Annotated in this window: 8 protein-coding genes; 1 reads left to right on the top strand and 7 read right to left on the bottom strand. The window is 62.4% G+C overall.

The annotated features are described in order from the left end of the window. Positions 1-17: 17 nt before the first annotated feature. Entirely contained in the window at positions 18-1,454 is a 1,437-nt protein-coding gene (locus AC6CHP_RS01585; RefSeq protein WP_498227944.1) for a GH1 family beta-glucosidase, read from the top strand. Positions 1,455-1,484: 30 nt separating this feature from the next. Here AC6CHP_RS01585 and AC6CHP_RS01580 read toward each other — a convergent pair whose 3' ends face one another. The 7 genes from AC6CHP_RS01580 to rpoB form a co-directional block, all read right to left on the bottom strand. Then, on the bottom strand, positions 1,485-1,610 hold the full coding sequence (locus AC6CHP_RS01580; RefSeq protein WP_146072886.1) for a protein BatD: 126 nt from the start codon (positions 1,608-1,610) through the stop codon (positions 1,485-1,487). Between the two features lie 101 nt (positions 1,611-1,711). Further along, positions 1,712-2,902, bottom strand: coding sequence for an elongation factor Tu (gene tuf / locus AC6CHP_RS01575; RefSeq protein WP_056334246.1), 1,191 nt, complete (start codon positions 2,900-2,902; stop codon positions 1,712-1,714). A gap of 260 nt (positions 2,903-3,162) precedes the next feature. After that, on the bottom strand, positions 3,163-5,277 hold the full coding sequence (gene fusA, locus AC6CHP_RS01570; RefSeq protein WP_104184337.1) for an elongation factor G: 2,115 nt from the start codon (positions 5,275-5,277) through the stop codon (positions 3,163-3,165). A gap of 68 nt (positions 5,278-5,345) precedes the next feature. After that, complete coding sequence (gene rpsG, locus AC6CHP_RS01565) at positions 5,346-5,816, bottom strand: 30S ribosomal protein S7 (protein WP_026531948.1); 471 nt, start codon at positions 5,814-5,816, stop codon at positions 5,346-5,348. Between the two features lies 1 nt (position 5,817). Then, a complete protein-coding gene (gene rpsL, locus AC6CHP_RS01560; RefSeq protein ID WP_018773658.1) occupies positions 5,818-6,192 on the bottom strand; it encodes a 30S ribosomal protein S12 in 375 nt (124 codons plus the stop codon). 387 nt (positions 6,193-6,579) lie between these two features. Then, a complete protein-coding gene (locus tag AC6CHP_RS01555) occupies positions 6,580-10,479 on the bottom strand; it encodes a DNA-directed RNA polymerase subunit beta' (RefSeq protein WP_498227940.1) in 3,900 nt (1,299 codons plus the stop codon). A gap of 117 nt (positions 10,480-10,596) precedes the next feature. Continuing rightward, positions 10,597-14,106 (bottom strand): DNA-directed RNA polymerase subunit beta, encoded by a 3,510-nt coding sequence (gene rpoB / locus AC6CHP_RS01550; protein ID WP_079596667.1) that lies wholly within the window; start codon positions 14,104-14,106, stop codon positions 10,597-10,599. Positions 14,107-14,322: the final 216 nt, after the last annotated feature.

Genomic DNA, 14,322 nt, shown 5'->3' with positions numbered 1-14,322 from the left:
GAATGGATGATAGGGGAATGACTCTGGAAAGCACCGAATCGGCGACCGAACTGGCGAACCGCATGCCGCCGTCGTTCACCCTGGGGGTTGCGGCAGCGGCCTTCCAGATTGAAGGAGCACTGACCGACGGCGGCCGCGGCCCCTCTGGCTGGGACGCCTTCGCCGAGAAGCCCGGGACCATCATGGACGGGCACTCCCCCGCCGTGGCGTGCGACCACTACAACAGGTTGCCGGAGGACGTTGCGCTGCTCCAGGACCTCGGCGTGGACTCCTACCGCTTTTCGCTGTCCTGGCCGCGGATCCAGCCCGACGGGCGGGGGGCCTTCAACAAGGAGGGCCTGGACTTCTATGACAGGCTGCTCGATCAGCTCCTCGCGGCCGGGGTCTCCCCCATGGCCACTCTTTACCATTGGGACACGCCGCTGCCGCTGGAACACCGGGGCGGCTGGCTGAACCGGGAGACGGCCGAGCGCTTTGGCGAATACGCCAGTGCCGCGGGCGAGCGTTTCGGGGACCGCGTTGCGCAGTGGGTCACGCTGAATGAACCGGTCTCCGTGACCCTGAACGGCTATGCCCTGGGTGTCCATGCTCCCGGGCATGCGCTGATGTTCGATGCCCTCCCCTCCATCCACCACCAGCTGCTGGCACACGGACTGGGCGCCCAGGCCCTGCGCGCCGCCGGGGTGTCCGGCGGTATCGGCGTCACCAACCTGCATGCCCCCGTCCGGCCGGCAACCCGAAAAATCGGCGACCGGCTGGTGGCGCACCTCTATGACCTGCTCATGAACAGAATCTATGCAGATCCGGTGCTCCTGGGGCGGTACCCTGCCCTCCCCCTGTATGCCAAACCCTGGCTTCGGTCCATCGGGAAAATCTCCGACGCCGACCTGCGCACCATCCACCAGCCCCTGGATTTCTACGGCCTTAACTACTATTTCCCGGTGAAGGTAGCCCTCGGTCGAGGGTCTGCGTCAATTCCCGCGGATGTGCATAAAGCCGTGGCAAGGCTGCCGTTCCATGAGGTGGGCTATCCGGAATACAACAGCACCGGGTTCGGGTGGCCGGTGGCCCCGGACCATCTGGGCGTCCTGCTGAAGGAACTTCACGACCGCTACGGCCAGGCACTCCCCCCGGTGTACATCACGGAGGGCGGCGCCAGCTTCCCTGAACCGGACACCGTTTCGGGAACCCTGGCGGACGAGGAACGGGTGTCCTACCTGGCGACCCATCTGGGCGCTGCCCTTGACGCAACAGCCCCCGGCGGGATTGCCGCCGGCGTGGACCTGCGCGGCTACTACGTGTGGACCCTGATGGACAACTTCGAATGGGCAGCCGGCTACTCCCAAAGATTCGGGTTGGTCCATGTCGACTTCCAGACACAGGAAAGAACCCCAAAAAAGTCTTTCTACTGGTACCAGGCACTCAGCCGGGCGCGGAAAGCCAAGGGCGCGTAGCCCCTGTGTTCCAGCCTGGCCCGGTAGTGGCTACAGGTTCTTGTTTGCCCGGTTGATCCGCTTGGCGCGGTCGATCTCGTTGCGGAAGTGCTTCTTGGCCCAGAACACCCCCGCGACGACGGCAACTGCGATGATCAGGAAAATAAGCCAGCCCATGATGAACTCCTTTCGGTCCAGCAACAGTATCAGGGACACATTAACCCAAAAGAACAGCCCCGCTGCAGTAGCAGCGGGGCTGTTCTTCAGTTCAACAAGAATTACTTGATGATCTTGGTAACGCGTCCTGAACCAACGGTGCGGCCGCCTTCGCGGATTGCGAAGCCGAGGCCCTCTTCCATTGCGATCGGCTGGATGAGCGCAACGGTCATCTCAGTGTTGTCGCCAGGCATAACCATTTCCGTGCCCTCGGGCAGGGTGATAACGCCGGTTACGTCCGTGGTACGGAAGTAGAACTGCGGGCGGTAGTTGGAGTAGAACGGGTTGTGACGTCCGCCTTCGTCCTTGGAGAGGATGTAGACGTTGGCCTCGAAGTCGGTGTGCGGGGTGATGGAACCCGGCTTGACGACAACCTGGCCACGCTCGACATCGTCGCGCTTCAGACCGCGGAGCAGGAGGCCACAGTTCTCGCCGGCCCATGCTTCGTCGAGCTGCTTGTGGAACATCTCGATACCGGTAACCGTGGTCTTCTGGACCGGGCGGATGCCGACGATCTCGACCTCGGAGTTGATGGCGAGGGTTCCACGCTCGGCGCGGCCCGTAACAACGGTGCCACGGCCGGTGATGGTGAAGACGTCCTCGATCGGCATCAGGAACGGCTTGTCGCGGTCGCGTACGGGGTCCGGAACGGACTCGTCAACAGCGGCCATCAGGTCCTCAACGGACTTGACCCACTCGGGGTCGCCTTCCAGGGCCTTGAGGCCGGAAACGCGAACCACGGGTGCTTCGTCACCATCGAAGCCCTGCGAGCTCAGGAGCTCACGAACTTCCATTTCAACGAGGTCCAGCAGTTCCTCATCGTCAACCATGTCGGCCTTGTTCAGCGCGACCAGCAGGTAGGGAACACCAACCTGGCGGGCGAGCAGAACGTGCTCGCGGGTCTGAGCCATGGGGCCGTCAGTAGCGGCGACCACGAGGATAGCGCCGTCCATCTGGGCAGCACCGGTGATCATGTTCTTGATGTAGTCAGCGTGACCCGGGGCGTCTACGTGTGCGTAGTGGCGCTTTTCGGTCTGGTACTCCACGTGGGAGATGTTGATGGTAATGCCACGCTGACGCTCTTCGGGAGCAGAGTCGATTGACGCGAAGTCGCGCTTCTCGTTGAGATCCGGGTACTTGTCGTACAGCACCTTGGAAATCGCGGCCGTCAACGTCGTCTTACCGTGGTCAACGTGACCAATGGTGCCGATGTTAACGTGCGGCTTAGTCCGCTCGAACTTTGCCTTTGCCACAGGTTCCTCCTAGAACGTTTTCAAATGACATACCCTTCAGCCGCGCTTGTCGCGGCGGAAACTCAGGTAAGTCTACTTGGGGGGCTTTGGATTGGTGAAATTGCAGATTCAGGAACTAATACTAGTCTCTTGAGCCTGTTCGTGCAGACGGCCAAGCCAGCTTGACCGGATGAATCCGACCGGCCTGGCCACCTGCACCGGCTGTGCTTTCCGGAATCGAAAAGCGCACCCGAGGTTGTTCGCCGCGAACGTCCGAAAGACTATTCGCCGCGGGTCTTCTGGATGATCTCGTCGGCAACTGCCTTCGGGACCTCGGCGTAGCTGTTGAACGTCATGGAGTACACAGCGCGGCCCTGGGTCTTCGAGCGCAGGTCACCGATGTAGCCGAACATGCCGGACAGCGGAACGTGCGCACGGATGACCTTGACGCCCTGTGCATCTTCCATGGACTGCATCTGGCCACGGCGGGAGTTGAGGTCACCGATAACTTCACCCATGTATTCCTCAGGGGTGCGGACCTCGACATCCATCAGCGGTTCGAGCAGAACCGGGTTCGCCTTGCGTGCAGCTTCCTTGAAAGCCATACGGCCGGCGATCTTGAACGCCATTTCCGAGGAGTCAACATCGTGGTACGCGCCGTCTACCAGCGTGGCCTTGATGCCGACGACCGGGTAACCGGCCAGGACGCCGTCGTTCAGCGCGTCCTGGATACCAGCGTCAACCGACGGGATGTACTCGCGGGGAACGCGGCCACCGGTGACCTTGTTCTCGAACTCGTACAGCTCGCCCTCTGCGGTGTCCAGCGGCTCGATGGCAATCTGGATCTTTGCGAACTGGCCCGAACCACCGGTCTGCTTCTTGTGCGTGTAGTCGTGACGCTCTACAGCACGCTTGATGGTCTCGCGGTAGGCAACCTGCGGCTTGCCAACGTTGGCCTCGACCTTGAATTCGCGGCGCATGCGGTCCACCAGGATGTCCAGGTGGAGCTCGCCCATGCCGGCGATGATGGTCTGGCCGGTGTCTTCGTTGAGGGACACCTGGAAGGTGGGGTCCTCAGCGGAGAGCTTCTGGATGGCCGTGGAGAGCTTCTCCTGGTCACCCTTGGTGTTGGGCTCGATGGCAACCGAGATCACGGGCTCGGGGAAGCTCATGGACTCCAGGACGATCTGGTTGGCGGAGTCGCACAGGGTGTCACCCGTTGTGGTGTCCTTCAGACCGATGGCTGCGTAGATGTGGCCGGCGGTAGCGCCCTCAACGGGCATTTCCTTGTTGGCGTGCATCTGGAACAGCTTGCCGATGCGCTCCTTCTTGCCCTTGGTGGAGTTGACCACCTGGGCGCCTGCTTCCACGTGACCGGAGTACACGCGGATGAAGGTGAGCTGGCCGAAGAACGGGTGCGCTGCAATCTTGAACGCGAGGGCCGAGAACGGCTCTTCCGAGGACGGCTTGCGGGTCAGTTCCTTCTCTTCGTCGCGAGGATCGTGACCGATCATCGGCGGGACGTCGAGCGGGTTCGGCAGGTAGTCCACGACCGCGTCGAGCATCGGCTGAACACCACGGTTCTTGAAGGCTGAACCACAGAAGATGGGGTACAGCTCAGAGTTGATCGTCATCTTGCGGATGCCGGCCTTGAGCTCATCGATCGAGATCTCTTCGCCTTCAAGGTACTTGTCCATGAGCTCTTCGGAGGACTCTGCAACGGCCTCAACGAGGGCTGCACGGTACTCCTCGGCCTTTTCCTGGAGGTCAGCCGGGATCTCACGGATCTCGTACTTCGCGCCCATGGTCACGTCACCCTTGGCGTCGCCGGGCCACACGAGGGCACGCATGTAGAGGAGGTCCACCACGCCGATGAAGTCGTTCTCTGCACCAATGGGCAGCTGCATGACCAGCGGCTTGGCGCCCAGGCGGCTGATGATGGTGTCTACGGTGAAGTAGAAGTCAGCGCCCAGCTTGTCCATCTTGTTGACGAAGCAGATACGCGGAACGTTGTACTTGTCAGCCTGGCGCCATACGGTCTCGGACTGAGGCTCGACGCCTTCCTTGCCATCGAAGACGGCGACGGCACCGTCGAGGACGCGCAGTGAGCGCTCAACCTCAACGGTGAAGTCAACGTGGCCGGGGGTGTCGATGATGTTGATCTGGTTGTTTTCCCAGAAGCAGGTCACGGCGGCAGACGTGATGGTGATGCCGCGTTCCTTTTCCTGTTCCATCCAGTCAGTGGTCGAAGCGCCGTCGTGCGTTTCGCCGATCTTGTGGTTCACACCCGTGTAGAACAGGATGCGCTCGGTTGTGGTGGTCTTGCCGGCATCAATGTGGGCCATGATGCCAATGTTGCGGACCTTACTAAGGTCGGTAAGCACGTCCTGTGCCACGGGGTCTCCTTTTGGGATTGACTACGCGTTCGCCGCCGGCTCGATTGAGCCGGCGGCGCCCGGGAGTATTACCAGCGGTAGTGTGCGAAGGCCTTGTTGGACTCGGCCATCTTGTGGGTGTCTTCGCGACGCTTCACAGCGGCACCGAGACCGTTGGATGCATCCAGGATTTCGTTCTGGAGGCGCTCGGTCATCGTCTTTTCGCGGCGGGCCTTTGAGTAGCCAACCAGCCAGCGCAGTGCGAGGGCGGTGGAGCGGCCCGGCTTGACCTCAACCGGAACCTGGTAGGTGGCGCCACCGACGCGGCGTGAGCGGACCTCGAGGGAAGGCTTGACATTGTCCATGGCCTTCTTGAGGGCTGCTACGGGGTCGCCGCCGGACTTGGCGCGGGCGCCTTCGAGGGCACCGTAGACGATGCGCTCTGCCGTGGACTTCTTGCCGTCAACGAGCACCTTGTTAATGAGCTGGGTGACCAGCGGGGAGCCGTAAACGGGATCTAGTACGAGCGGCCGCTTGGGGGCCGGACCCTTGCGAGGCATATTACTTCTTCTCCATCTTTGCGCCGTAGCGGCTGCGTGCCTGCTTACGGTTCTTGACACCCTGGGTATCGAGGGCGCCACGGACGATCTTGTAGCGGACGCCCGGGAGGTCCTTCACGCGACCACCGCGGACGAGCACAATGGAGTGCTCCTGCAGGTTGTGGCCAACACCGGGGATGTAGGCGGTAACTTCAATGCCACCGTTGAGGCGTACACGCGCCACCTTACGGAGAGCCGAGTTCGGCTTCTTCGGGGTGGTGGTGTAAACGCGGGTGCAAACACCGCGGCGCATGGGGCTGCCGTTAAGCGCGGGAGCCTTGGTCTTTTTGACCTTCGGCGTGCGGCCCTTGCGGACCAGCTGGTTAATCGTAGGCACTCTCGTGTTCTCCGTTTTATCCGGAGTGGCCGCTTCCAGCCACTCTCCTTTGCGTTGCCCCGCCGCCTGGGCCTTGAAGAAGATCTCCATGGCAGCGAAGGCGAAGCCTTAATAGTCGGATCGCATACGCAGGGCATGACCTGACTCGCGTCTTCAATGGCCCCTAGGCATGCAAAAATGTGGCATACGTTGCACAAGAACCCTGCAAACCGGAAACGTCGCTCTGGTTCAGCTTTTCAGCTCAACCGGCGCACTCATCCACTGCCACAATAACAATTGGTAACAAGTCTAGCATGGACCGTCCCTACCCCTTAATCGGCGGTGTTAAACGGGGATGGTCCCCCACCTTGCGGTGAAGGACCATCCTTGCGTCAGGCGTTTCCGGTTTTAGCGGAAGTCGTTGCCCAGGTCGTAGTCATCCAGCGGGATGGCGTGGAACTCGGGAGCTCCGTCCCCACCCAGGGTGTCGTACGAGAAGTCACTGAACGCGTTGGGGCCGGTGAACAGGTTGGCCTTTGCTTCCTCAGTGGGCTCGACGGTGACCTCGGTGTAGCGCGGGAGGCCCGTGCCGGCCGGGATCAGCTTACCGATGATGACGTTCTCCTTGAGGCCGAGCAGCGGGTCGCTCTTGCCTTCCATGGCCGCCTGCGTCAGGACGCGGGTGGTCTCCTGGAAGGAAGCTGCGGACAGCCAGGACTCGGTTGCCAGGGACGCCTTGGTGATGCCCATGAGCTCGGGACGTCCGGAAGCCGGAGTCTTGCCTTCGGACACAACGCGGCGGTTGGCATCCTCGAAACGGCTGCGCTCGGCGAGCTCGCCGGGCAGCAGGTCCGATTCGCCGGACTCGATGACCGTGACGCGGCGCAGCATCTGGCGGACGATAACCTCGACGTGCTTGTCGTGGATACCGATGCCCTGGCTGCGGTACACGCCCTGGACTTCGTCCACCAGGAACTTCTGTGCCGCACGCGGACCCATGATGCGCAGGACCTGCTTGGGATCCACCGGACCGTTGATCAGCTTCTGGCCGACGGTGACGTGGTCGCCATCCTCGATCAGCAGTCGTGAACGGCGCAGGACCGGGTAGGCGATCTCTTCGGTTCCGTCATCGGGGGTGATGACCAGGCGCATCTGGCGCTCGGACTCTTCGATGGTGATGCGGCCGGCTGCTTCAGCAATCGGTGCGACACCCTTCGGAGTACGGGCTTCGAAGAGCTCCTGGATACGGGGCAGACCCTGGGTGATGTCGTCGCCACCGCTGGCGGAAACAGCACCACCGGTGTGGAACGTACGCATGGTCAGCTGGGTACCGGGCTCACCGATGGACTGTGCGGCGATAATGCCGACGGCCTCGCCGATGTCCACGGTCTTGCCGGTGGCCAGCGAACGGCCGTAGCACAGTGCGCAGGTTCCGACGCTGGACTCACAGGTGAGTACGGAGCGGACCTTGACCTCGGTGATGCCTGCCTTGAACAGCTCATCGATCACCACGTCACCGCAGTCGGTGCCGGCGGCTGCGAGGACCTTGCCCTCGGAGTCCACGACGTCGACGGCGAGCGTACGTGCGTATGCACTGTTCTCGACGTTCTCGTCCAGGACAAGCTCACCGTTGGAATCGGCGACGGCGATGGGCGTGACCAGGCCACGCTCGGTGCCGCAGTCCTCTTCGCGGACGATGACATCCTGGGAGACGTCGACCAGGCGACGGGTCAGGTAACCCGAGTTGGCGGTACGCAGTGCGGTGTCAGCCAGGCCCTTACGGGCACCGTGCGTGGCGATGAAGTATTCCAGAACCGACAGGCCCTCGCGGTAGGAGGACTTGATGGGACGGGGAATAATTTCACCCTTCGGGTTGGCCACCAGGCCACGGATACCCGCGATCTGGCGGACCTGCATCCAGTTACCACGTGCACCGGAGGACACCATGCGGTTGATGGTGTTCATCGGTGACAGGCTGTCGCGCATTGCCTGGGCGATCTCGTTGGTTGCCTTGTTCCAGATCTCGATGAGTTCCTGGCGACGCTCGTCGTCGTCGATCAGGCCCTTGTCGTACTGGCCCTGGATCTTGGCGGCCCGCTCCTCGTAACCGGCGAGGATCGCCGGCTTCGCAGCCGGAACCTCGATGTCCGAGATGGCGACGGTGACGCCTGAACGCGTGGCCCAGTAGAAACCGGCATCCTTCAGGTTGTCCAGCGTTGCCGCGGTGACCACCTTCGGGTAGCGCTCGGCGAGGTCGTTGACGATTCGGGACAGTTCGCCCTTGTCGGCAACGGCTTCCACCCAGGGGTAGTCCTCGGGCAGGGTCTCGTTGAAGAGGACCTGGCCCAGGGAGGTCTGGACGAGTGCGGGCTGACCCTGCTCCCAGCCTTCCGGAGCTTCCCATCCTGCGTAGGGCACGAAGCCTTCAAGGCGGATCTTGACCTGCGAGTTCAGGTGCAGCTCGCGGGCATCGAACGCCATGATGGCTTCCGAAACCGAGCCGAAGATACGGCCTTCGCCAGCCGAACCCTTGCGCTTGGTGGTCAGGTGGTAAAGGCCGATGATCATATCCTGCGAGGGCAGGGTGACCGGACGTCCGTCGGAGGGCTTCAGGATGTTGTTGGAGGACAGCATCAGGATGCGGGCTTCAGCCTGGGCTTCGGGGCTCAACGGCAGGTGGACTGCCATCTGGTCGCCGTCGAAGTCGGCGTTGAAGGCGCCACAAACCAGCGGGTGGAGCTGGATGGCCTTGCCTTCAACAAGCTGCGGCTCGAACGCCTGGATACCGAGGCGGTGCAGGGTAGGTGCACGGTTGAGCAGCACCGGGTGTTCGGTGATGATCTCTTCCAGCACGTCCCAGACCTGCGGACGGTAGCGCTCCACCATGCGCTTGGCCGACTTGATGTTCTGGGCGTGGTTGAGGTCAACCAGGCGCTTCATCACGAACGGCTTGAAGAGCTCCAGGGCCATCTGCTTGGGCAGGCCGCACTGGTGCAGCTTCAGCTGCGGGCCGACGACGATGACCGAACGGCCGGAGTAGTCGACGCGCTTGCCGAGGAGGTTCTGGCGGAAACGGCCCTGCTTGCCCTTGAGCATGTCGCTCAGGGACTTCAGCGGACGGTTGCCCGGTCCGGTGACCGGACGGCCGCGGCGGCCGTTGTCGAAGAGGCTGTCAACAGCTTCCTGAAGCATGCGCTTCTCGTTGTTGACGATAATCTCCGGAGCACCCAGGTCAAGCAGGCGCTTGAGGCGGTTGTTGCGGTTGATCACGCGGCGGTACAGGTCGTTGAGGTCGGAGGTCGCGAAGCGGCCACCGTCCAGCTGGACCATGGGGCGCAGTTCCGGCGGGATCACCGGGACGGCGTCGAGGACCATGCCAAGCGGGCTGTTGTTGGTGGTCAGGAACGCGTTGACCACCTTCAGGCGCTTGAGGGCACGGGTTTTGCGCTGGCCCTTGCCGTTGGCGATGATGTCGCGCAGCAGGTCGGACTCGGCCTGCATGTCGAAGCTTTCAAGGCGCTTCTTGATTGCTTCGGCGCCCATGGAGCCTTCGAAGTACATGCCGTAGCGGTCGCGCAGCTCGCGGTACAGTCCTTCGTCACCTTCGAGGTCGGCGACCTTCAGGTTCTTGAAGCGGTCCCAGACCTGCTCGAGGCGCTCGATGTCGGCGTCGGCGCGCTTACGCACGTTGGCCATCTGGCGGTCGGCGGAGTCGCGGGCCTTCTTCTTGTCGGCAGCCTTTGCACCTTCACCCTCAAGGCGGGCAATCTCGCCTTCGAGGTCGCGGGCGATCGCCGCGATGTCGGAGTCGCGGTTGTCGATCAGCTGCTTCTTCTCGATGTCGTGCTCAACCTGCAGGTTGGGCAGTTCCTCGTGGCGGGCGGCTTCGTCAACGCTGGTGATCATGTAGGCAGCGAAGTAGATGACCTTTTCGAGGTCCTTCGGTGCCAGGTCAAGGAGGTAGCCCAGGCGTGAGGGAACACCCTTGAAGTACCAGATGTGCGTGACGGGAGCGGCCAGTTCGATGTGGCCCATGCGCTCACGGCGGACCTTTGCGCGGGTGACCTCAACGCCACAACGCTCACAAATGATGCCCTTGAAGCGCACGCGCTTGTACTTGCCGCAGTAGCATTCCCAGTCCCGGGACGGGCCGAAGATCTTCTCGCAGAAGAGTCCGTCCTTCTCGGGCTTGAGCGTGCGGTAGTTGATGGTTTCCGGCTTCTTAACCTCGCCGTAAGACCAGCCGCGGATGTCTTCCGCGGTGGCGAGGCCGATCTGCATGAGGCCGAAGGAGGATTCGCTGGACATATGGTCCCTGTTCTCTCTTGTTCTCTAAATTCTGAAGTCTTGGGTGCGGAATGAGGGAGGGAGCGTACCGGAATAAGACAGCGCGGGTGGCGCCGCTTTTCCCGGTACGCCCGCCTGCTAGACCTCTTCTACAGAACTGGGCTCTGCACGAGACAGATCGATGCCCAGTTCCTCCGCAGCCGTGAAGACTGCGTCATCAGAGTCACGCATTTCAATTGTGGTTCCGTCCGTGGAAAGAACTTCCACGTTCAGGCACAGCGACTGCATTTCCTTGATCAAGACCTTGAAGGACTCGGGAACGCCCGGCTCGGGGATGTTCTCGCCCTTGACGATGGCTTCGTAAACCTTCACGCGGCCATGGATGTCATCAGACTTGATGGTGAGGAGTTCCTGGAGCGTGTAGGCGGCGCCGTAGGCTTCGAGCGCCCACACTTCCATTTCACCGAAGCGCTGGCCACCGAACTGTGCCTTACCACCCAGCGGCTGCTGCGTGATCATGGAGTACGGGCCGGTGGAGCGCGCGTGGATCTTGTCGTCCACCAGGTGGTGGAGCTTCAGGATGTACATGTAGCCGACCGAGATCGGATCCGGGAACGGCTCGCCGGAACGGCCGTCGAACAGGCGGGTCTTGCCGGAGGAGTTGATCAGGCGTTCGCCGTCGCGGGTCACGTTGGTGGAGTCCAGCAGGCCCGTGATTTCCTCTTCGCGGGCACCATCGAACACCGGCGTTGCAACAGTGGTCTGGCCACTTTCGCGCGGCAGGTTCGGCAGCTGCTTGACCCACTCGGGCTCGCCTTCGATCTTCCAGCCGGTCTTGGCAACCCAGCCGAGGTGCGTTTCGAGCACCTGGCCCACGTTCATACGGCCCGGGACACCCAGCGGGTTCAGGACGATATCAACGGGGGTGCCGTCGGCAAGGAAGGGCATGTCCTCAACGGGGAGGATCTTCGAGATAACACCCTTGTTGCCGTGGCGGCCGGCGAGCTTGTCGCCGTCGGTGATCTTGCGCTTGGCAGCGACGTAGACGCGGACCAGCTGGTTCACGCCCGGGGGCAGCTCGTCGTCGTTGTCGCGGTCGAAGACGCGCACGCCGATGACGGTGCCGGACTCGCCGTGGGGAACCTTCAGGGAGGTGTCGCGGACTTCGCGGGACTTCTCACCGAAGATGGCGCGCAGCAGGCGCTCTTCCGGGGTCAGCTCGGTTTCACCCTTCGGGGTGACCTTTCCGACCAGGATGTCCCCTGCTTCAACCTCGGCGCCGATGTGGATGATGCCGCGCTCGTCCAGGCCTGCCAGGACTTCCTCGGACACGTTGGGGATGTCACGGGTGATTTCCTCGGCACCAAGCTTGGTGTCGCGGGCATCGATCTCGTGCTCCTCGATGTGGATGGAGGAAAGAACGTCCTCGGCAACAATGCGCTGCGAGAGGATGATGGCGTCCTCGAAGTTGTGGCCTTCCCATGACATGAATGCCACGAGCAGGTTCTTGCCGAGGGCGAGCTCGCCCTGGTCCGTTGCCGGGCCGTCGGCGATGATGCCGCCAACTTCCAGGCGCTGGCCTTCGTTCACCAGGACGCGGTGGTTGTAGCAGTTGCCCTGGTTGGAGCGGGCGAACTTGTTGATGCGGTAGTTGGTCTCCGTGCCGTCGTCGTTGAGCATGATGACGAGCTCGGCTGAAACCTCGGTGACCACACCGGCCTTCTTGGCGATGACAACGTCACCGGCGTCGACGGCTGCGGCGCGCTCCATGCCGGTACCCACGAAGGGGGCCTCGGAACGGACCAGCGGCACGGCCTGGCGCTGCATGTTGGCACCCATGAGTGCGCGGTTTGCGTCGTCGTGCTCCAGGAACGGGATCAGGGCGGTAGCCACGGACACCATCTGGCGCGGGGAAACGTCCATGAACTCGACGTCCTCGGCGGGAACGAGGACGGGCTCGCCTCCACCACCGCGGGCACGGACCAGGACGGTCTCTTCGGCGAACTTCTTGTTCTCGTCCAGCGGCGCGTTGGCCTGGGCGATCAGGACTTCAGCCTCGTCGTCGGCCGTCAGGTACTGGACGTCGTCGGAAACGACGCCGTTCTTGACCAGGCGGTACGGCGTCTCAATGAAGCCGAACGGGTTGATGCGCCCGTAGGATGCCAGCGAACCGATCAGGCCAATGTTCGGGCCTTCAGGGGTTTCGATGGGGCACATACGTCCGTAGTGGGACGGGTGCACGTCACGGACTTCCATGCCGGCGCGGTCACGGGACAGACCACCCGGGCCAAGGGCCGACAAGCGGCGCTTGTGGGTCAAACCCGAGAGCGGGTTGTTCTGGTCCATGAACTGGGACAGCTGGGAGGTTCCGAAGAACTCCTTGATGGCCGCAACCACGGGGCGGATGTTGATCAGGGTCTGCGGCGTGATGGCCTCGACGTCCTGGGTGGTCATACGCTCGCGGACAACGCGCTCCATGCGGGACAGGCCGGTGCGGACCTGGTTCTCGATGAGCTCGCCGACGGCGCGGATGCGGCGGTTGCCGAAGTGGTCGATGTCGTCGATTTCGACGCGCAGGTCCACTTCCTGGCCGTCACGGGTGCCCTTGATGGTCTTCTCGCCGGCGTGCAGCGCAACGAGGAACTTGATCATGGCAACGATGTCTTCAACGTGCAGGACCGAGGCTTCCTTGTCGCCAAGGGAGCGGTCGATGCCAAGCTTGCGGTTGATCTTGTAGCGGCCAACCTTGGCCAGATCGTAGCGCTTGGAGTTGAAGTACAGGTTGTCCAGCAGGGACTGGGCAGCCTCGACGGTGGGCGGCTCGCCCGGTCGCAGCTTCCGGTAGATGTCCAGCAACGCGTCTTCGCGGGTCTCGGTGGCGTCCTTCTCCAGCGTTGCGCGCATGGAGTCGTACTGGCCGAACTCTTCGAGGATCTGGCCTTCGGTCCAGCCGAGGGCCTTCAGCAGGACCGTGACGGACTGCTTGCGCTTGCGGTCGAGGCGAACGCCGACCTGGTCGCGCTTGTCGATTTCGAGCTCGAACCAGGCGCCGCGGGACGGGATGATCTTCGCGGTGAAGATGTCCTTGTCGCTGGTCTTGTCGGCGGCACGCTCAAAGTAGGCGCCCGGGGAACGGACCAGCTGGGAGACGACGACACGCTCCGTGCCGTTGACCACGAAGGTGCCCTTCTCGGTCATCAGCGGGAAGTCGCCCATGAACACGGTCTGCTGCTTGATTTCGCCCGTGTTGTTGTTCATGAACTCGGCCTTGACGTACAGCGGAGCGGAGTACGTAGCGTCCCGGTCCTTGCACTCGGCCATGGTGTACTTGGGGTCAGCGAACTCCGGATCGGAGAAGCTCAGGGACATGGTGCCCTGGAAGTCCTCGATCGGGGAGATCTCTTCGAAGATGTCCGACAGGCCGGACGTGGTGGCGACGCTGAGATCGTTTTCTTCGACAGCCTTCGCTACGCGTGCCTGCCAGCGTTCGTTGCCGACCAGCCAGTCAAAGCTGTCCGTCTGCAGGGCAAGCAGATTCGGAACGTCAAGAGGTTCGTGAATCTTTGCGAATGAGAGCCGGCGAGTGGCACCATCAGTGCTGTCGGCAGTGTTAGCGGTTTCGTTATTAGAGGTGCTCGAGGCGACCAAGAGGGATCCTTCCACAGACCTTCAGGCGTTTTCAGATCTCCCCCGCTGTGCACCCTGCGGAATGCTCCGCAGTGCTACCATCCGGTTCCGCTATATGACCCGGGGCCCGCGCTGACCATGCTGTGACGTGGTTGACGGCACGTTGATTGTCAGCTGCTAGGCAAAGCCCACCGCTATATGAAGGCTGAAGGTAAACAGGGAAGACGCAAATATCTA

The organism is Pseudarthrobacter sp. GQ63 (assembly GCF_059758765.1).
This window is presented reverse-complemented; position numbering and strand designations above follow the sequence as displayed.